This window comes from Bdellovibrio sp. GT3, from assembly GCF_037996765.1.
Lineage (GTDB): Bacteria > Bdellovibrionota > Bdellovibrionia > Bdellovibrionales > Bdellovibrionaceae > Bdellovibrio.
This window is the reverse complement of the sequence record NZ_JBBNAD010000005.1, coordinates 1,039,739-1,058,712: the sequence shown is the minus strand read 5'-3', so window position 1 is coordinate 1,058,712 and position 18,974 is coordinate 1,039,739. Positions and strand designations below refer to the sequence as shown.

At 46.7% G+C, this 18,974-nt stretch carries 18 protein-coding genes; 6 read left to right on the top strand and 12 right to left on the bottom strand.

The window, feature by feature from the left end; translation table 11 throughout:
• Positions 1-99: 99 nt before the first annotated feature.
• Positions 100-471, bottom strand: a complete 372-nt coding sequence (locus AAAA73_RS12560; protein WP_340598689.1) for a hypothetical protein — start codon at positions 469-471, stop codon at positions 100-102.
• Positions 472-633: 162 nt separating this feature from the next.
• Positions 634-1,467 (bottom strand): flagellin N-terminal helical domain-containing protein, encoded by an 834-nt coding sequence (locus AAAA73_RS12555; RefSeq protein WP_340598687.1) that lies wholly within the window; start codon positions 1,465-1,467, stop codon positions 634-636.
• Between the two features lie 421 nt (positions 1,468-1,888).
• Between AAAA73_RS12555 and AAAA73_RS17435 the strand changes: the two genes are divergently transcribed.
• Positions 1,889-2,605 carry a transposase gene (locus AAAA73_RS17435; protein WP_445292033.1) on the top strand — a complete coding sequence of 239 codons (717 nt, stop codon included), beginning with the start codon at positions 1,889-1,891 and terminating at the stop codon, positions 2,603-2,605.
• Between the two features lie 194 nt (positions 2,606-2,799).
• Here the strand turns inward: AAAA73_RS17435 and AAAA73_RS12550 are convergent, their stop codons facing one another.
• Both AAAA73_RS12550 and AAAA73_RS12545 read right to left on the bottom strand, forming a co-directional pair.
• Positions 2,800-3,627 (bottom strand): flagellin N-terminal helical domain-containing protein, encoded by an 828-nt coding sequence (locus AAAA73_RS12550; RefSeq protein ID WP_340598685.1) that lies wholly within the window; start codon positions 3,625-3,627, stop codon positions 2,800-2,802.
• Between the two features lie 473 nt (positions 3,628-4,100).
• Entirely contained in the window at positions 4,101-4,874 is a 774-nt protein-coding gene (locus AAAA73_RS12545; RefSeq protein WP_340598684.1) for a 3D domain-containing protein, read from the bottom strand.
• A 235-nt stretch (positions 4,875-5,109) separates the two neighbouring features.
• Here AAAA73_RS12545 and AAAA73_RS12540 point away from each other — a divergent pair, with 235 nt between their 5' ends.
• The gene (locus AAAA73_RS12540; RefSeq protein WP_340598682.1) at positions 5,110-7,824 is read left to right on the top strand and encodes an ATP-binding protein; all 2,715 of its coding nucleotides are present in this window, start codon (positions 5,110-5,112) and stop codon (positions 7,822-7,824) included.
• Between the two features lie 2 nt (positions 7,825-7,826).
• On the opposite strand, the gene AAAA73_RS12535 is transcribed toward AAAA73_RS12540, so the two are convergent.
• From AAAA73_RS12535 to AAAA73_RS12510, 6 genes are read right to left on the bottom strand one after another with little or no spacing between them, the layout of a single operon-like run.
• Positions 7,827-8,468: an ATP-binding cassette domain-containing protein gene (locus AAAA73_RS12535; RefSeq protein ID WP_340598680.1), complete on the bottom strand. Its 642-nt coding sequence runs from the start codon at positions 8,466-8,468 to the stop codon at positions 7,827-7,829.
• A complete protein-coding gene (locus AAAA73_RS12530; protein WP_340598678.1) occupies positions 8,440-9,900 on the bottom strand; it encodes an ABC transporter permease subunit in 1,461 nt (486 codons plus the stop codon). Before AAAA73_RS12530 ends, AAAA73_RS12535 begins: the two co-directional genes overlap by 29 nt.
• On the bottom strand, positions 9,897-10,937 hold the full coding sequence (locus AAAA73_RS12525; RefSeq protein ID WP_340598676.1) for a thiamine ABC transporter substrate-binding protein: 1,041 nt from the start codon (positions 10,935-10,937) through the stop codon (positions 9,897-9,899). Before AAAA73_RS12525 ends, AAAA73_RS12530 begins: the two co-directional genes overlap by 4 nt.
• 4 nt (positions 10,938-10,941) lie before the next feature.
• Positions 10,942-11,424, bottom strand: coding sequence for a hypothetical protein (locus AAAA73_RS12520; protein WP_340598674.1), 483 nt, complete (start codon positions 11,422-11,424; stop codon positions 10,942-10,944).
• Positions 11,425-11,437: 13 nt separating this feature from the next.
• The gene (nth, locus tag AAAA73_RS12515; RefSeq protein WP_445292043.1) at positions 11,438-12,088 is read right to left on the bottom strand and encodes an endonuclease III; all 651 of its coding nucleotides are present in this window, start codon (positions 12,086-12,088) and stop codon (positions 11,438-11,440) included.
• Entirely contained in the window at positions 12,066-12,302 is a 237-nt protein-coding gene (locus AAAA73_RS12510) for a ferredoxin (protein WP_340598670.1), read from the bottom strand. The genes nth and AAAA73_RS12510 overlap by 23 nt, the downstream gene beginning before the upstream one ends.
• Before the next feature lie 160 nt (positions 12,303-12,462).
• On the opposite strand from AAAA73_RS12510, the gene AAAA73_RS12505 reads away from it, so the two are divergent.
• From AAAA73_RS12505 to AAAA73_RS12490, 4 genes are all read left to right on the top strand, one after another.
• Positions 12,463-13,554, top strand: coding sequence for a GNAT family N-acetyltransferase (locus AAAA73_RS12505; protein ID WP_340598668.1), 1,092 nt, complete (start codon positions 12,463-12,465; stop codon positions 13,552-13,554).
• The gene (locus AAAA73_RS12500; RefSeq protein ID WP_340598665.1) at positions 13,551-14,441 is read left to right on the top strand and encodes a hypothetical protein; all 891 of its coding nucleotides are present in this window, start codon (positions 13,551-13,553) and stop codon (positions 14,439-14,441) included. Before AAAA73_RS12505 ends, AAAA73_RS12500 begins: the two co-directional genes overlap by 4 nt.
• A gap of 67 nt (positions 14,442-14,508) precedes the next feature.
• On the top strand, positions 14,509-15,162 hold the full coding sequence (elbB, locus tag AAAA73_RS12495) for an isoprenoid biosynthesis glyoxalase ElbB (RefSeq protein ID WP_340598663.1): 654 nt from the start codon (positions 14,509-14,511) through the stop codon (positions 15,160-15,162).
• Positions 15,163-15,205: 43 nt separating this feature from the next.
• On the top strand, positions 15,206-16,294 hold the full coding sequence (locus tag AAAA73_RS12490) for a D-alanine--D-alanine ligase family protein (RefSeq protein ID WP_340598662.1): 1,089 nt from the start codon (positions 15,206-15,208) through the stop codon (positions 16,292-16,294).
• A 39-nt stretch (positions 16,295-16,333) separates the two neighbouring features.
• Here AAAA73_RS12490 and AAAA73_RS12485 read toward each other — a convergent pair whose 3' ends face one another.
• Positions 16,334-17,284, bottom strand: coding sequence for a hypothetical protein (locus AAAA73_RS12485; RefSeq protein ID WP_340598660.1), 951 nt, complete (start codon positions 17,282-17,284; stop codon positions 16,334-16,336).
• A 299-nt stretch (positions 17,285-17,583) separates the two neighbouring features.
• Complete coding sequence (locus AAAA73_RS12480) at positions 17,584-18,966, bottom strand: aldehyde dehydrogenase family protein (protein ID WP_340598658.1); 1,383 nt, start codon at positions 18,964-18,966, stop codon at positions 17,584-17,586.
• Positions 18,967-18,974: the final 8 nt, after the last annotated feature.

Here is an 18,974-nt window from a genome sequence, read left to right as displayed (position 1 = left end):
TAAGGCGGATAAATTTTGACATCCCCCCTGATAGCTGGACCAGAAGCTGGGAATCAAATGCTATTATCACTTAAAATAATTTGGATTTTTCCAAAGAGGCTAGGCAGATCGCTTTAAAAGCTGCCCTCGAGGAGAATCATCAGAAGGCAAAGTCCACAACTCAGCTTCGGGAATTCTGCGAATCAAGGTTCCAAGATTGTCCTTAACAAGTACAAACTTTTCGCCTTCGCTATCTTCCAACTCCACGGTCCATCGATGTTCCTTGAATGCGGAAAGCTTACGAAGATGTTCCATCGAGGCTTCAAGCTGCTCTTCGGACATCGGCGGTCTTTGATTTTGTTGCTGTTGGTAAGATTCCTGACCGTTGGCATCTCGGTCATGGGCCATATCAGATTGAATCGCCCGCCCTGCGCGGTCTACCGACTTGATGTCGGAGGGCTGTATGTTGGGAATCAATCCTTTGATATTCATGAGGTACTTATCGGCATTTCTGCCTCATACTTAAACAGCTGGACTTTGGGCCATTCCCAAGTCCTTCCCTCTAAGTACCCCAGGGAAACCCATTATGATTTTCCCTGGGTAGGTTGGTACCGGGAGAGCACGGAGGCGCCCTCCCAGATCAAACATTTAAAATTAACCGATCAATTTCATTGCTGCGCCTGGAAGCGAGTTCGCTTGAGCCAGGACACTTGTATTCGCTTGCAACAATACTTGGTTACGAGCTTGGTCAGCAGAAGCTGAAGCGATGTCTGTATCACGGATACGAGAGTTCGCTGAAGAGATATTTTCGTGCTGTACACCCAAGTTGTCCACTGTTGAAGTCAGACGATTTTGAAGGGCACCCAGATTTGCACGGAAACCATTCACTTGAGTTTGCGCAGCATCGATTTGCGCCAGGGCTTCTTGAGCACCAGCTTTAGAGCTGAAATCGAAACCATCAATACCCAATGAAGATGTCGTTGCGTCTGTCTCACCTGCGTTGAAGGAGATACGGTCCGCAAAATCGTCGTTACCGATACCTACTTGGAAGTCAAACTTGTCGCCGGAACCATCAAGTAGTTTTGTTGTACCAAATTTAGTAGATTGAGTGATACGTTGAGACTCATCTTTTAGTTGTTGAACCTCTTTATTCAAGAAGCCACGCTCAGTATCACCGATAGTATCAGAAGAAGCTTGTACACCCAACTCACGCATACGAGTCAAGATATTGGAAACTTCAGACAAGCCACCCTCAGCAGTTTGCACCATTGAGATACCATCATTCGCATTTCGTTGTGCTTGGCTGTAAGATCTGATTTGCGATTTCATACCTTCAGAGATTGCCAAGCCGGCTGCATCATCCGCCGCTTTATTGATACGTGATCCAGAAGACAATTGCTCCATGGATTTGCTAATTACACGTTGTGAACCCTGAAGAGTTCTTTGTGCATTAACCGCTGCGATATTAGTAGAAATTCTCATTCCCATTTGGGACCCCCATAAATTTTGGCCGCCTTATACCTACTTAGGCTGACCTGTTTAACACGTCGGGACTCAACCTTTGTCTAATCACTCTGCAAGCGAACTTTCGTCAGGCAGTCACACCCTTCGAAGCTCTCGAGTTCTTTCGACTTAGATTTCGTCGTTGCTTCTGACATACCTTTCGGCGAGGTCTGTGAAGCCTTTAGTCGCGTCCTGCAAAACTAGACCATGATCCAGCCAAACCTAGACCATAGTCCCGAAAACTGGGCCTTAAACGGGGGTTTTTCAATACCAAGGTCCAGTGATTTCCCGGATCCCACAAAGGTCCATCAGACCTAAGCTAAGGAAATCGATCCCAATACATCCTAAAGAAGCACTCCACTGATCCCAACCGGAACACAACACCCACGTCCCGGGGGTATCGGTCATGATCCCACTCTCTGTCTTTCCGCTATACGGACACCTTCCTCTCCTCTCTCAACACAATCACTCCTCTCACCAGCCACAAACGTGCATCACTCTCTCCACATCCCGGGGGTACCGGTCATCCTCTCAAGGAGATTCCATGAAGAACGTATTCAAACCTTTTGATTTACCTAAAAATCACAAGCTCTCTTATGGAGGAGCGCTAAGAAACTCTTCCTTCGGACGCGGCACTCGACCGCTATCAAATAAAAAACCGATTCACTTGGTGTTGAAGATAAATAAATTCACGATGCGTGGAGGCCTTCGCAATCCCCACGTGTTCCGACTGATGAATATTCTGTTGAAACGGTACTCGTTGAAATTTTTTGTAAAGATCGAGCAGGTATCCATACAGAACGATCACGTGCACTTGTTAATCCGTGCAAGTCGCAGATCACGACTGCAGAGTTTTTTTCGTGTGGTGCCTGGGCAGTTTGCGCAAAGGTTGACCGATACCCCCATGCGAGGGCGGGAGAGTGTTAGGATTTGGAAGCACCGGCCATTTACCAGAGTGGTGAAAGGGTTTCGGGCGTATCGGACTGTGCGGAACTATATACAGTTAAATGAGTGTGAAGCGAACGGGCGTCCGTATTCAAAGACCAGGTTGCGTGGAATGAGTGAGCAGCAGATCCATGAGTTGTGGACGGGAGAGTACAGTCGTCCCCGGCGGCGCACATGACCGATACCCCCGGGGGGTGGCGGAGAGCGGGCGGGGTACAAACGCAAAAAACCCACAAGGACCCCGTCGAGGGCCCCTGTGGGTGGGCTGAATTAGAGTAGTTTTTGTGGGCGACTACTCCAGAGGGAGATTATCCCGGAGTCCCCCTCGCAATTTGAAGGAACTAATTAAAAATTAAATCTCTAATTATAACCTTAGCCTACGAGTTTCATGGCAACGTTAGGCAATTGGTTGGCTTGGGCCAATACCGACACCGCTGTGTTTTGCAGGATGTTGGCAGAAGCCATCTCGGCCGTTTCTTTGGCGATATCGGTATCACGGATACGCGAGTTCGCTGCAGAAAGGTTTTCGTAAGAAATATCCAAGTTACTGACAGTGGACTGCAGTCGAGATTGGGTCGCACCGAAACCGGCACGCATCTCACTGACTTTCACCAAGGCTTTATCGATATCTTCGAGTGAAGATCGCGCTCCGCCTTTGTCTTCCATGTCGATACCATCGATACCAAGATTACTTGCAGAAGCATCGGCATCGAAGGTTACTTTAATCATATTATCTTCCCCGGCATTCGCACCGACCTGGAACTCCAGCTCACCACCGGATCCATCGAGAAGTTTTCGATTACCAAACGTTGTCGTTTTGGCAATACGATCGGCCTCTTGGAGAAGTTGTTGGGTCTCTTTATTTAGGAATCCGCGCTCGGTTTCACCGATAGTATCAGATGCGGCTTGCACACCCAACTCACGCAGACGAATCAGGATATTGGAGATCTCGTTCAGACCACCCTCACCGACTTGCGCAAACGAAATCGCGTTATTCGCATTGTTTCGCGCAGCTGAAATACCTTTTAATTGTCCTTTGAAGTTTTCTGAGATCGCCAGACCTGCGGCGTCGTCAGCAGCATTTACGATACGGGAACCTGAAGCCAGAGCCTGAGCAGAGTGCTCAGTTCTTTTCTGTTGCGTGGACAATACACGCTGAGCAGCGATAGACGCTGTATTCGTTGCAATTCTTAAGCCCATTACGATCCTCCTCGGGATTTGTTTTGACCATAAGACGCTGTTTTTTTGAGGATTAAAGATTGCACTGTGGTCGCACCACTTACCTGCAGAACACCTTTGAACCCGACAACGTACTATGATCGATTGTTTGTTTCGTTCAAAAACTCTTAAATTTTTAAATACAAATATTTTGGTTGGAGCAGGTCCCCCGCAGCATGGGTGACTGACCATGTTTGCAGGAGACTTTGTCCGAGGAATCTTTTTGAGGAGAGGTCCGCGGAAGCCCAACGTGTTACGAAATACTTATCGACGAAGGTCCAGAAAACTTTAGACCTAGGTCCAGTTTTTTTTCGGGGACCACGCTTACTACCTGATTTTATTAAACTTTGAGTTTGGATTTTTTTAGACAAAGGTCCAGGGATCACTGGACCAAGGTGGGTAAAAAGACGATAGATATTCAATGGTTATGTTACACAAAATAGACTGGCGTTTATCTACTCGCTTACAGCCTGCTCCGGCGTAGTGCGAGTTAATTTGGATATGTCTTCCAGAGCTCTGACAATAATCGTGTTCTTTATTCCAGGATAACCTCGACGTTCACGAGCAGCAGCAGATTCTTCTTCCGTCGCCATCCGATAGTCAAAGCGTGCATAAGGATCACCGAATCCCAGACGAGCTATGATGTTGTCTTTGTCTGCATGATTGTAGAAACCCGTGAAGAAATCAAAACGACCCTGCCCCAATATTCTGGCACCACGATCACGAATCACCACGAATCCATCATGAATACTGCCATCAGGCATTGGTGCATTTACCAGTCGAGGAACGAATACCACGTCACCTACTTTGTAGATCGAAAGATCTGCGGCAATTGTGTAATAAGGGTCCAGACAGGAATTGTTCACGCCATAACCAAATGGACATCGGCGCAAGTCCACCTCCACAAAGCGCGGAATATTTTTAATCCTGGAATGATAGTTGAAAGAACGAACACTCCCGCCTTTATCCACAAAGCAGGCACCTTCGATCAGACATCGATCAAAGTCCCTTACGCAAATCGTGGTAAGGATTTTGTCTGCCGGAGAAACCATGTCGCGAAGCTCTTCTTGGGTACATTTCGCTGCATCAAAATGGACTGTGGGTTTGTAATAGATTGTAGGAGACAACAAAGCCGCATCCCCTTCCATGACCTTCGTTTGGGCACATGAGATCAAATGAAGCATAAACGTCGTCGTAAAAAGCGCCTGCGCTAGAAAGTTTTTCTTCAATGTTGCCTCCCATGATGTGGTTCCTATTAATAACCATACTTGGGGAAAATTTCACCCCCGCAGACAAAAGACAAATTACAAGGCGCGCACACTGTAACCGCATAAGAATCTGTCTGCTCTTATAGTTACAAAAACCTAACACGAGCACCAAAAAACGACCTGTTTTCAGAGAGAAAAGGAACTACTCGTTGCGTGAATCAAATTCAATCGGTACTACTAGATATAAGGCAACAAAATGACTTTACGTTTAAGAATTTTTCTATTCAATCTAGTCTCGGTATTCTTAGCTACCTTCGTTGTTGCTTTGATCGGTCTTAAAATTGTCGAATCGACAATCGTGGACAGCACGTATGAACGTTTGACACAAATCCGTATTGCCAAAACCACTTCAATTGAGAATTACTTCCGCGATCTGCAAATGGCAGTAAATCTGATTTCATCCCACGAGATGACAGACAACCTTCTGATGGACAAGCAGTCGGATTCATTTCCAGAGTTTCGTCGCCTCCTGGACAACTATGTCCTGGATTTTAATATTTACGACCTGGCTCTGATCAATCCTGACGGACGAGTACTGTATACAACCCGTAAAGACTTTGACGATGGCGATTCCGTATACGACGAAACGACCGGCAATCAAAAACTGAAAGATCTCTTTATCTGGGCACTGAAAGCGCAAGAGGGATCCACTCTGTTTCTGGATTTTGAAAAGGATCCAGTGAATGTCAAATTTACCACTGGTTACGTTGCCTCCCCGATCATCCGCAATGGCAAATTCCTCGGGGCTGTCATTCTAAAAATTTCCATCTCTGAAATTGACCGCATCACCAGTGACAATTTTGCCTGGGCCACTCACGGTATGGGCCAAACGGGCGAAACTTTGATTTACGGAGAAGACTGGAGTCTGCGCAACACGGGCCGCTTCCGTACGGACGAAGCGGCAGAGAGTGAGATTGGTCAGGAAGGAAGTATTCCGACCCTAAGTAACCGTGGAAATGAAGACATCAAGAAAATCGAGAACCTCAGTGAGGTTCGGGAACTGGGTACTGACTATCGCGGCCATAAAGTAATTCGCTCCATCGGCAAAATCTATCTGCCGAATGGTGAGCTTTGGTATATCCAAACCAAAATCGATGAGAGCGAAGCTTTTGCCGTTTTGGATCGTATCGCTATCGCATCCAGCGCCGCTGCGGTTTTAATTTTCATTCTGTTCTTCTTTGCGACCTTTGCAGCAACGGGTAAAGTCGTTGAGCCTATCCAGCTTCTGACGGATCGCCTGGAAAAACTGGGAACCAGCAATCTGACTCAAAAGATCAACTATCAATCCCGCGACGAGATCGGGATGCTGGTAACAAAGTACAATCAGCTTGCCGACCGTTTGGAAACCACCACCGTATCCAAGGAATTCCTGGATAGCGTTATTCAATCCATCAAAGCCTTCCTATTCATCGTTAAGGTCGTGCATCACGATGACTGGCGCCAGTCTTCATACATGATTTCCCAGGCCAACGAATACGCCTTGAAACTTTTGGGCCTTTCGCCCAACCAGGTTTCACAAGTCGATCTAAAAAGCCTGATCCATGCTCAGCCTGATTTCAAAAACTACACTTGGCTATTGCAAACCCGCCACAGTATTCAGGCGGAGATCACAAACGTTGATGGCCACAGAATTCCGATTTTGATGAACTGGGCGGCATTGCCAAACCGGACTTCAAAAGATCTGACATTCGTATTCGTGGGAACTGATATTACGGACCGAATCCAAAGTGAGCACGCTTTGATTCAAGCCCGTGAGCAAGCCGTCAAGGCCTCTCAGGCAAAATCCGAGTTCCTGGCCAGAATGTCACATGAAATCCGTACGCCATTGAATGCGATCATTGGTATTACAGATATCCTTTCCGAATCTGATTTGAAACCGGAGCAAGCTCAACTTGTTCAGGTTTGTGCCAATGCCGGCGAGAACCTGCTTTCCCTTATCAATGACATTCTGGATATTTCCAAAATCGAAGCCCGGGAAGTACGTATTGAAAAGATCGCTTTCGATCTTGTTTCGACGACAAAAAATATCTGCGACATTTTGAAACAAAAAGCTTCTGAGAAGAATCTGGATTTCAATCTGACCGTGAATCTGGAGGGCGAACGTCCCCATATGATTGGTGATCCGACCCGTTTACGGCAAATTCTGTTTAATCTGATCGGGAATGCGATCAAATTTACTCAATCCGGTGAAATCGCTGTGACCGTGGATTTTGAAGACGAATCAAAGCACTGCTTGCGCTTCCGTATTCGTGACACCGGCACAGGGATTCCGACAGACAAGCAACATTTGCTCTTCCAAAACTTTGTACAGGCAGACAGCTCCATCACGCGTAAGTTTGGTGGCAGTGGACTGGGACTGACTATTTCAAAAAATCTGGTTGAACTTATGGGTGGACGAATCTGGTTTGAGAGCCAGGAGGGCAAAGGCAGTACCTTTGGTTTCACTATTCCGTTCGTTCCAACTGAAGCCGCTATTGAAGCACCGCCAGTAGCTCCGGATTCCAAGGAGATTTCAAAAATCTCCACCAATATTTCTCGAAATGGGAGAATTCTTGTCGTCGACGACACCGAAGACAACCGATTCCTGCTGCTGACTTACCTTAAGAAGTATCCGTTCGACATTGTCCAGGCTGAAAATGGCTTGATCGCCGTGGAAAAAGCAACACGTGGGGATTTTGACCTGATCCTGATGGACATTCAAATGCCGGTGATGGATGGATATGTGGCCACTCGCAAAATTCGCGAATGGGAGCAGGTCAACAAACTAAAACCTACACCGATTATCGCAGTGAGCGCCAATGCCATGGCCGAAGACATTCAGAAATCATTGGATGCCGGCTGCACGGAGCATCTGACGAAACCCGTCAAGAAGACGGCCCTGCTTGAGATGGTTCAGCGATACACTATTTAGATTCAGCTTTCAGAAATTATTGAACCGTTGCGGATATAGTAAACTTTATTAGCCAGCACTTCGATGTCTTTCGGATCGTGAGTGACCAATAAGGTCGGTATCTTTTCATTTTCAATCACCGCCTTTATCAGGCGTCGGCTGTCCTCGCGAAGTTCCTGATCCAACGATGAAAACGGTTCATCCAAAAGCAACAGTCTTGGCTCGCCCATCAAGGCACGCGCAATAGCAACACGTTGTTTTTCGCCACCGGAAATCACCGCCGCTGGTCTATCCAAAAAGGATTCCATTTTTAAATTCTGCGTAAGCTCTTTCAGACGGGAACGAACTTTCTCTTCAGAAATTTTTCTAGCACGCGCCGCGAACAGAATATTCTCCCGGGCCGTCATATGTGGGAATAAATCCAGAGTTTGAAATACGACACCCAAACGTCGCTCCGGTGTGCGCAGCTTGGCCAGATCCAGATTTTCAATGGTCCACTTCATTCCAGGGCATTCATCCAAGCCCAGCAGCATTCTGAAAACAGTGGTCTTTCCTGAGCCGGAAGGTCCTGACAATACAGTAACTCCCTGATCCAGAATTTCCCAACGTGGGATATCCAATTTAAAGTCGCCGAAATCACGGCGTAAATTTTCTACGAAGGACACGACTCCCCCCTATACAAATAAAGAAACAGATTAATCCCGCAAGTACGATAAGCAAGCTTAGAACTGTTGCCTGATTCAAGCGATAGCTGGACATCAGTGTTTCTGTCATCATCGCGATACTAAGATCACGATGAGCCAGAATACGGGAAACAGCAAAGTCACCACACGCCCACACCGCCCCGATCCCGGCAAGAACACCGGCCTTTCCGGAAATCTGTGGGAACATGATTTCAGAAAAGATCTGAGAAGGAGACGCACCCATTGCATACGCAACGCTCAGCTGAGATTCCAAAGAACGAAGTTCACTATCCCAACCCATTCTAAACAGACCATTCAAACTTAATAGCAACATGGCCACCGGGATCTTTAAGAACGGAAAGATTCCTTCATTGGGACTTAGAATCAGCAAAGCAAAACACGCCAATGAGGTGCTGGGAGCCACGTAGCCATTCAGAAACTTTTCAAACCAGGGTTTTGGCCAGCAATATGCAATTAGCATCAAACCGCCATAGCACAACAGACCGGTTGAAACGCCGATGAAGATACTACCCAGAAAGCTCCAGGCCAAGGATGATTGATATTCATACAATGTCGACATCATGCCGAAACCCGCAACCAGGCCCTGAAAGTATCCCGTGATATACATCAACGAAACCGCGACAATAATTGCGATGCCCGAGCGCATTCGCAGAATGCTTAAATTGGCGATTCGCTTCCCTGGGCTGCCCTTACCCCGTCCCACGATCATCGACAGCGCAAAGATAAATAGAGACTGCATCGCTGCAAGAAACACAGCGCCACTCCAGTCACTGGACAATCTGATTTTTTCGTAAACTAAAACCTCGATCGTCGTGCCTTTACCGCCCCCCACAATCAAAGGAACTGAGAAACTGCCAAAGCAAACCACGAAAACAAACAATCCCAGCAGCCACAGATCCTTTTTCAGCATCGGAATAAGGCCTTGGCGAATAAACTGCCAGCGACTGGAGCCTTCGATCCAGGAAAGCTCCGCCACTCCGCCAATCTTGTTTTCAACTATCCCGGTGAACAATACTGCAACCAATCCAAAGTTCATCACCGTATGAATCAATGCGATGCCAATCGAGCCGACCGGAAATGGATCCACAATGTTAAGAACTGAAAGAATAATAAATAATGGAGGAAGGAAGCTTGGAATCAGGCACAGGACTTCCAATACCAAGCGAAGACGATGCTTGCCTCCGGCAAAGTTCAATATTCCAAATGATGCCCATACCCCTAGGAAAACTGATCCTAGAGCAGACAAAACCGCCTGAAACAAAGTGTTTTTGAATGCCCAGAAAACTTCAGCCATGTCCGGCAATTCATGAGGTCTGAATTGCGCGACAAGAAACAGGAACGGGAAAACCAGAAACAGGAGCAAAGAGATGCGAAGGAGATTTCGTAAGCTCAATTGAGCGCGCCTCTGCGAACTTCTGACCAACGCTTCAACAAGCGATCAACTTCAGACGTGGACAGGATCTCAAACTCGTTCAAAGTTCTATACTCCGGAACTGACGCAAACGGAGTGCCGTCACGCACACCTTTCATCACCGGCATCATATAGTTCTTTTCCATAATGATTTTCTGTCCATCGTTGGACAGCATCAGATTTACAAACTTCTCTGCGAGCTCACAATGTCTGCAGAACTCCGGAATGCCCATGAACTCGAATTGCAAGGGAAGAGGTTCTTCAAATGCGATGGCCTGGAAGTCTTTCTTTCCTTCTTCGATCTCGTGGTACAGAGGAGAAGTCACGTAAGAGTAAACCATCTTAGTCTGTTTGTTCGTGAACATGCCGTAGGCCGCCGACCACGTCGGGGAAAAACTGTGAACTTGAGGCATCAACCGTTCAAGGAACTTGAATGCCTCATCCTCACCCTTGGTTCGAACCAGCCAATACAAAAACTGCATCCCAGGAGAACTTGTGCGAGGATCCTGCAAAGAGATTTTTCTGGTCAGTTCTGAGTCCAAAAGATCATCGATCTTAACCGGTACTTTCTTCAACTCGCCTGTTCTCATCACAAAGGTCAAAGCGCCCCAGTCATAAGGAACAAAAAAGTTATTTCCCAACGCAGGCTTGACTGCATCGTAAACATTCAGGTTGCCCAGACTCATCTTACGCCATTTTTGCTCGTTCATGGCTTTGGACAGGTCAAACTGATCCAAACCCACAACAAGATCTGCACCAAGACTCTCGCCTTCAATCTTCAGACGTTGCAACAGAATGCCGGAATCACTTCCCTCGATAAATTCAACCTTGCACTGGCAGTTCTTTTCAAACTCAGCCTTCAGCAAAGGACCCGGTCCAAATTTTCCTGTGAAAGACGAGTATCCAAACACCCGTAGCGTCGGAACACTTCCGGTTGCGGAAGTGGAATCTGTACGATTTAACATCGCCAAAAAAAGACCCAGGAATACAACCGCAATAAAAACGATAAAATTTTTCATACAATTACCACCAGATACCACGTCGGCGTTTGAAGAAGTAGTAATCAAGGCCCAGACAACGGCCCGCACCAACCCAAGCCAGAATCAGATGAATTGCCAGGAAGGTCTTGAAGAAATCCTCCTGCCCCGGTCCCGAAAGAAACAACATAGTGACACACAAAAGCACACCCAACAGAGCCATGGGTCTTACCACGTATCCGATGATGTATGAAATGGCGATTGCGAACTCCAAGCCGACAATAATAAATGCCACTGTCTGCCAGTTTGGAATCATCTGTGCACTTGCAAATATCTTGAACCAGTTTGGCGCGTGACTTGATGGCAACCACTCAGCAATTTGATCTGCGATGCGAGGGCGGGTTAGAAAATCGCCACGATAGTTCTGAAGAGCTTGTTCCAAATAGTAATAACCCAGAAAAATTCTGAGAAATGAAATGGGAAGAAGATGACCTACGTATTTAACGCTCTCAAAGAATGAAACAAACATGAGACCATTGTGCCTAGACTCCGCGCTTCGGGCAAGTCGTCTCAAGGAAGCAATGATCGCAATCCGGTTTTCTCGCCTTACAGACAGCTCGACCATGAGAAATCAACAAGTGTGACAATAAAATCCAATCATCCTGAGGTACAACTTTGCAAAGCTGCTTCTCGATGATCACCGCGTTTTCCGTCTTAACCCAACCCAGGCGATTCGACAGACGTGTCACATGCGTGTCCACAACGATGCCGCTGGGAATATCAAAGGCATTACCCAAAACAACGTTTGCGGTTTTGCGACCGACCCCTGCCAACTCGACCAAAGCCTCAAGATCCTGTGGGATTTTTCCGGCGTGTTTTTTCACCAGATCCGTCGCCGCAGACTTTAAATTCTTGGCTTTGTTTTTAAAAAAACCTGTGGAACGAACCAATGTCTCCAACGAGCTCAAAGGGGATTTCGACATGGCTTCAGGAGTGGGATACTTTGCAAATAAGGCTGGCGTCACCATGTTCACCCGCTCATCAGTACATTGAGCGGATAGAACAGTTGCCACTAATAGTTCAAATGGATTTTTGTGATCTAGAGCGCAGTGAGCGTCAGGATAATAACGCTTTAAAAGGGCTATCGTTTGCTCTAAGGGAGCTTTTTTCTTAGTTGTCACCGTCGTTGCCAATTGCTTCGACTGGACAACCTTCAATTGCCTCTTTTACCAACTCTTGCTCTTCAGGAGATTCTGGTTGTTTGGAAACGAAAGCATGGCCATCTTCTTCATGCATGGAGAAGTTCTTTGGAGCCGTAAGAACGCAGGCGTCGCAGGCAATACAAGATTGATCGACGAACACTTTACCTGGTTTATTTTCGTTCCACTTTTGACTCTTATCGGCCATGAATTTCTCCTAAATACGCCCCTTATTTATAAGGCTTTCCCCCCTCCTGTCAAACTGGCCTTCCGGACTTGTGTCGCATTTTCAGGGCCTTTTTTGTCGAATAACTGGGGTCCAGCCCCAAATCCCGCTATTCTAAAGGAGACTGTCAAAAGGAGGGTTCATGGAAGGACCACGTTCGCCTAGGGAAACTGAGCTTCCCCAAGTTTTGGATTTTTTGAATAAAAAACTACGTTCAGAAGCCCCTTGGTCCATTGCTGCCGAGTACCCAACGGCGTTTACCTCTAACAACTTGCACAATATGCGTATTATCGCGGATGAAGAGCGCGTTCTTTCCCATGCGGTATTGAAACCTCTTATTATTAAGTCCCCCCACGTCATCTATAAAGTGGCGGCCATTGGTTCTGTGGTTACCGATGACAACCATCGTGGACAGGGTTTGAGCACGACTGTAATCAAAGATTGCCTTCGCTCAGCCCAGGAACAATCCTGTGATATCGCTATTTTATGGACGGATTTGTTCGATTTCTACCGCCGTATGGGCTTTGAACTTGCCGGCAGTGAAATCAGCTTCGTTATCGAAGATAACTTCGATATGCCTATCAGCAACCTCAGCTACTCCACTGACAATCGAGTTGCACCGGATGCTATTTACCGTCTTTATTCCAAACATTCCGTGAACTCGGTGCGCTCGATCGAGGAAACTCGTAAGTTCCTGAGCATTCCACAAACGCAAATCTACACAGCCTGGGAACCAAGCGGCCAACTGGCGGCGTATGCCATTGAAGGCAAAGGTATCGATTTGGGCGGCTATATCCACGAATGGGGTGGTTCAACGCCGGCGTTGCTGTCCTTGTTAAGCTTTATCAGAGCTAAAAAAGGCACTCCGTTTACAATTATTTGCCCAAAACACTCGCAAAACTTGATTCGCGAACTGGAAACTCGCTCTGTGACTAAAAACAGCGGCTTCCTGGGCATGATCAAAATTGTGAACTTCGATCAATTGTCTGCAAAAATTAAACGTGCTTTCCGCGCGGAAGGTATTGCGGATTTTGTTCTGGAAAAACACCCGGATAACTTCGTTTTTGGTATCGGTCAGGATCTTTATACGATCAACAATGAAACAGATATGGTTCGTTTGTTGTTCGGCCCGATCGACTATCGCGCAATTGGCATCTTTAAAGAAGAGACCGTTCAAAAATTCGATAAAATCATGCCCCTGCAGCTGTGGATTTGGGGTTGGGATTCCATATGAATAAATACCTTCAACGAGTGGCCCTTGCGACGGTCATCGCATCCACTCTGTCCTGTATGAAAACACCGGATTTGGAAGACGAGTTCACTCCGGCAACAGCTGAGCAAGTAACCACTTCTTTGGTTGATTCCTGGGGCTCAGTCAGCCCTCTGACAATGCTTAAAGGTGATTTCCTTCTTCAGGAGACAGATCAACAAATCGACACAATGAATCCCCGCCTGGTTCTCCAGGAAGGAACCACGATTTCAGAAATCGCCGAGACTGCTGAGAAGTACGAGTATACATTCCTATATCAAACTGCGGTCATCACAGGAGACAATTCCTCGCAGTCGACTCGCAAACAATACCGCACCGTCAGCAAAGGCAACGATCTGACTGCCCAGTCAGCAGGATTGAAAACTTTAAAATCAGTTTTAACTAAAAAAAGTGATGTTACTACCAAAGCTGACGACTATGAATTGACCCTGGGTTTCGAGCGCGTTGTGATGCTGGCAAATGCCTGTGTTATGACTGACGACCTTCAAAAATACTGCAAAGAAGAGTTGAAGCTCGATTCCTGCGAAATCAAATGTAGCAATTTGACATCTGTCACAGAAGTACGCCCTGCCCCTGACCTTATTAAAAAGCAACCTAACTGCGGCGGAATTCCAAACTGTGAGCTCAATGTTAAAAAAGTGACATTTGATTGGTCGATTTTGATGAAAACTGGAACAGCCACGGAAAAGCAGAAGGTCACCTACAGTATTTCGGTCACGCAAGATCTGCCTTTTTTTGGGCGCGTCTTGGACTACTGCAATCGTGGCCTGGTTCAGATCCCCGATTCATCAAAAGTTTTAGTCACGGTGTGCAACCGTCTTACAAACTTTCAACGCACTGGCAGCCAGTAATAACCAGCACTTGATTGCCAGACACAAGGACCTCCTGTAGAGTGAAATCTCTCCCGGAGGTTTTTTTATGAAAAAAATCGCAGTAGTCCTTTCTGGTTGCGGTTATCTTGATGGCGCTGAAATCACTGAGTCAGTCAGTTTGTTGATTGCACTTAACCAAGCAGGAGCACAAGTAAATTGCTTTGCCCCTGATATCGAATTGCACGAAGTCGATCACGTCGCAAAATCTCCAACAGGCACAACACGAAATGTTTTGAAAGAATCTGCCCGCATTGCGCGCAGTCACGTTGAATCCCTGGCACATCTTCATGCCAAGGATTTTGATGCTGTGGTTTTCCCGGGTGGTTTCGGTGCTGCGAAAAATCTTTGCAACTGGGCTGAAAAAGGCGCGGATTGCGATGTAAACGCAGAAGTTAAACGTGTGATCCTGGAATTTTATGAAGCCAGCAAACCTATTGGTGCTTGTTGTATCGCTCCAGTGCTTGTTGCAAAAGTTCTGGGTAAAAAGAAAGTCACAGTGACCATTGGAAATGATCCGGCGACTGCTGCAGAAATTCAGAAAACCGGCGCACTACACGAAGAATGCCCGGTGGATGATTACATCACAGATCGCGAAACAAAAGTTGTGACGACTCCGGCATATATGTACGGCGATGCGAGACCTAACGAAGTCTTCGCGGGAATTTTCGGCCTGGCTCACGAAATCGTTGAATGGGCTTAATTTAGATAGATTTAGAATGTTTTAACTCACGGACGGAATTAAAATGAAAAAGACACTGGCACTTATTTTCGGTGGCAAATCAGCAGAACACGAAGTCTCCCTGCGCTCGGCAAAAAACATCGCAGATGCTTTGGACAAAGAAAAATTCACTCCTATTTTGATTGGCATCAGTTCTGATGGAACTTGGTACCGTTTTCCCGACATGAGTGTTTTCACTCAAGTCACAAAAATTGACGATAAAGCTCTGCCGCCAAATGCTGAACCTGTGGCCTTGATTTGCGATCTGGGCAAACCGGTTCTTTACTCTTTGAAAAACAGCACAAAAACTTCAGTTGATTGTGCTTTCCCAATCATGCACGGAACCATGGGTGAAGACGGAACTATTCAGGGCATCTTCAAGATGGTGAATATTCCGTTCGTGGGCTGCGGTGTTTGGTCATCTGCTGCTGGTATGGATAAAGCGGTAATGAAGCACATTCTGGCTGACGCAAAGATTCCTAATGCGCGCTATATGCTGCTGACTCCGCACAAGGAAAATTCCTACGACGAAATCGTTAAGAACCTGGGTACGCCATTCTTTATCAAGCCTGCAAACGCGGGCTCATCAGTGGGCGTTCATAAAATCAAAACGGCTGACGATTTCAAAGTGAAGCTGCAGGATGCATTTCAGTTCGACTATAAAGTTCTGGCAGAGGAATTCATCCAAGGTCGTGAAGTGGAATGTTCAGTTATGGGTCACAATCATGCGCCTCAAGCTTCTCTTCCAGGTGAAGTGATTCCGCAGCATGAGTTCTATTCTTACGAAGCGAAGTATCTTGACGATAATGGCGCTTTGTTGAAGATTCCTGCAGAGATTCACGGCGAAACTTTGCAACGCCTGCAGGATATGGCCAAGAAAACGTATCAGGCTATGGGTTGCGACGGTTTGACTCGCGTGGATTTCTTCCTAAGACCGAATGGTGAATTGTATATCAATGAAATCAACACCATCCCGGGATTCACGAAGATTTCGATGTATCCAAAAATGTGGGAAGCCACGGGAGTGGGATACAAGGATCTGATCACGAAATTGATCGGATTTGCTTTTGAGAGATACGAATCAGAGGCAAAACTTAAAACAAGTTATCTTTAAAAGCAAAAAGGCGCGATTCACATCGCGCCTTTTTGCTTTCTACTTGCACTGCAACTCCCTACTGCCTCTTTTAACACAAATCGTTTGAACAGTTCCTTCAGCACCCACTGGTCCCGTCGCTCCTGATGGGCCGCGCTTGTGACTGCCCATACAATAACGACCACCGGCTCCACCAGGTCCCCCTCTTCCGCCCAAACCGGGTGAGGCCTTGGCATTCAACACAAAACCCTCACCATCCAGAATTTCAATATGTGCGCTACCCGAGATGCCACCGCGGGCTCCAAGACCACCTGGCGCACCTTCCTTAGGTTGCGTGCAACCAAATCCATTCATCGGCCTGGGCAGTGGAAATGACTTTCCATCCATGGAAGGATGCGGATCACCGCCAGTTAATCCAACACCTCCGCGTTCACCTTGCATAACCAAATTAAGCGAACCAGAAGCTCTTTCCACCTGAAGTGAGATATTTCCGCCAGACACCCCGTCGGCCACAAGCCTTGCTTCATGATCTGCAGGAAAAGTGGTGATCCATCCATTTTGGGATTCCAAAACACGTGCAGAAATACGAACATCCTGTCCCATCGTGAACAGGACACCCTTGTCCGTAAATGTTAGAACGTCCACGGAAAGAGCATAGGTTTGCCGATCTCCCAGCAAAGCCATTTCAGCATTGGGTTTATTCGTTAACCGACGAGCCGGGACAAAATCCCCATCTACCAGAAAATAGGGCTCATCAATGACCAAGTTGCGGATTTCCTTCACCACAACCTCGCCTTTTAGATCATCTTTATCCATGACCTCAACACAAGCGACCAAATTGAAAAGACTTAAAACCGCTAAAACACTTACTACCGACTTCATTTCCACTCCCGTTATTTGCTTCCGGGATTCACGGTTTCCAATATCGGCACCACGGCAGATTGATTTGTGCTGGATTTGTTGTCCGGCGTCCGGACTTTGGCCTGTGAACGGATCTTGCATTGGCACCATGATGCTTCCCTGCATGGATGCAGGTGATCAGCTCAAGGATGAGGCAACATGGAAGATACAAAAGTAAATTATTTCGAGAAAACCGACAGCCCCAAGCACCGCGAGTTTATAATTTCCCAAAACAATTGCATACTTTGCGGCACTGTACTTGAACTACGACACGTATCTGATCCAAATATTTCTGAGATTACCGAAGAGGCATTCTGCTCTCACTGTGATGTCAAAACTCGTGCTAGAACGCACATTTTGAACTAAATCGCGCCAAGAATCCGACAGGCCATTTCGTCACAAATTTGACGTTATGGCACCATCGTCAACTTTTTCACATCCGAATAGAACGGGCCACTCCACAACATATCCATCACGCCGAAGCTGGATTGTTTGATGCCCACCACGGGATAGTTCATCTGACTCATCCATGTATTCAAAGATACATGTCCAACTTCCAGTTTCTCCGCAACCTTTTGGAACTTTTCTTCGCTGGACCAAACAATTGCAGAGTGCGCGAGATAAGACGTATTAGTCCATTTCACGGCTTCGTGCTGGTACTTCACCGCTGTCACCAAGAACAAAGGAGCTGACAATTCATCTTGTTGCATCACGGAGCAATTTGGCAGATCCAACATAAAAGTTGGTTTCACAAAATTTCCGGATGACTCGGACTCTGGTTGCGCCAGAACTTTTCCATGCTCGGAAATTCCAAATTGCGTTTTTTGCTGCAAAATCTCCACACGATCTTTGGAGATTAAGGGAGTCCACACAGAATCACCTTGAGGAGAGGTGAGTGGCTTTAAGGACGACATGAACGATTTCAACTCCTCATTGAACTCTTTGGCAAAGGCTTCAAGCACAAACAAGCGAGTTGAGTTCCAGCACATCTGTCCTTGTCCCAATAAAAATGGTTCCACTATTTCTGCCATGCGATTTTTAAAATCAAAATCACCTAGAACGATAGCGGCATTTTTTGCTCCACCACTGAGTTGAAGCTTCTTCATTTGTGGCAGGGCCGCTTTCGCAATGGCTTCCATGGTTTGGGATTTACCCGCTGCTGAAACAGCGCGAATTGCAGGATGCCCTGCAATCACTTGCGCCACTTCTGCGCCTCCGTTTAATACCTGCACCAGTCCGGCTGGTAACTCGATGGATTTAAATGCTTCACCCAGAATGGCAGAAGTGATCGGAGAATGTTCAGATACTTTTACGATCACGGCATTGCCCGCTGCCAATGCAGGAGCCAGTCTTTCCGTCACCATTCTTAAAGACAGCGACCAGGGAGTTACGATTCCCACCAATCCCGTTGCTTTCACACCAATATCTGATGGCAATGGTATCAATAGATTTGCAGCCGTGGAACGCAGAGTTGCAATCGCAACATTTACACTGTTCTTTAAAACAAACTTTTGAGGCAAGCCTTGATGAAGGGCTTCACGAAGCGCAATGTCCTGGGCATGGACTTCGAAATAATCCGCTAACTTATTTAGTAGTTCTGCGCGCTGTTCCCGCGTCGAGGTTTCGAAAGAGGCCAACGCCTTCTTTGAGCTTTGCAAACACAGAATTACATCCATCGCATCGGATTCTGCAACCCGAGCCAATTCGGAATTATCAAAAGGTGAAAGCTTCAAGAATGTCTTTTGATTTCCGGAGGATTTGAATTCTCCGGAAACGAAATTTAGAATTTCCAAAACGGACC

Coding starts and splice junctions, on each gene's coding strand:
- AAAA73_RS12560 (WP_340598689.1), bottom strand. CDS start 471: ATGAATATCAAAGGATTGATTCCCAACATACAGCCCTCCGACATCAAG.
- AAAA73_RS12505 (WP_340598668.1), top strand. CDS start 12,463: ATGGAAGGACCACGTTCGCCTAGGGAAACTGAGCTTCCCCAAGTTTTG.
- AAAA73_RS12550 (WP_340598685.1), bottom strand. CDS start 3,627: ATGGGCTTAAGAATTGCAACGAATACAGCGTCTATCGCTGCTCAGCGT.
- AAAA73_RS12555 (WP_340598687.1), bottom strand. CDS start 1,467: ATGGGAATGAGAATTTCTACTAATATCGCAGCGGTTAATGCACAAAGA.
- AAAA73_RS12510 (WP_340598670.1), bottom strand. CDS start 12,302: ATGGCCGATAAGAGTCAAAAGTGGAACGAAAATAAACCAGGTAAAGTG.
- AAAA73_RS12525 (WP_340598676.1), bottom strand. CDS start 10,937: ATGAAAAATTTTATCGTTTTTATTGCGGTTGTATTCCTGGGTCTTTTT.
- AAAA73_RS12490 (WP_340598662.1), top strand. CDS start 15,206: ATGAAAAAGACACTGGCACTTATTTTCGGTGGCAAATCAGCAGAACAC.
- AAAA73_RS12540 (WP_340598682.1), top strand. CDS start 5,110: ATGACTTTACGTTTAAGAATTTTTCTATTCAATCTAGTCTCGGTATTC.
- elbB (WP_340598663.1), top strand. CDS start 14,509: ATGAAAAAAATCGCAGTAGTCCTTTCTGGTTGCGGTTATCTTGATGGC.
- AAAA73_RS12485 (WP_340598660.1), bottom strand. CDS start 17,284: ATGGTGCCAATGCAAGATCCGTTCACAGGCCAAAGTCCGGACGCCGGA.
- AAAA73_RS12520 (WP_340598674.1), bottom strand. CDS start 11,424: ATGTTTGTTTCATTCTTTGAGAGCGTTAAATACGTAGGTCATCTTCTT.
- AAAA73_RS17435 (WP_445292033.1), top strand. CDS start 1,889: ATGATCCCACTCTCTGTCTTTCCGCTATACGGACACCTTCCTCTCCTC.
- AAAA73_RS12500 (WP_340598665.1), top strand. CDS start 13,551: ATGAATAAATACCTTCAACGAGTGGCCCTTGCGACGGTCATCGCATCC.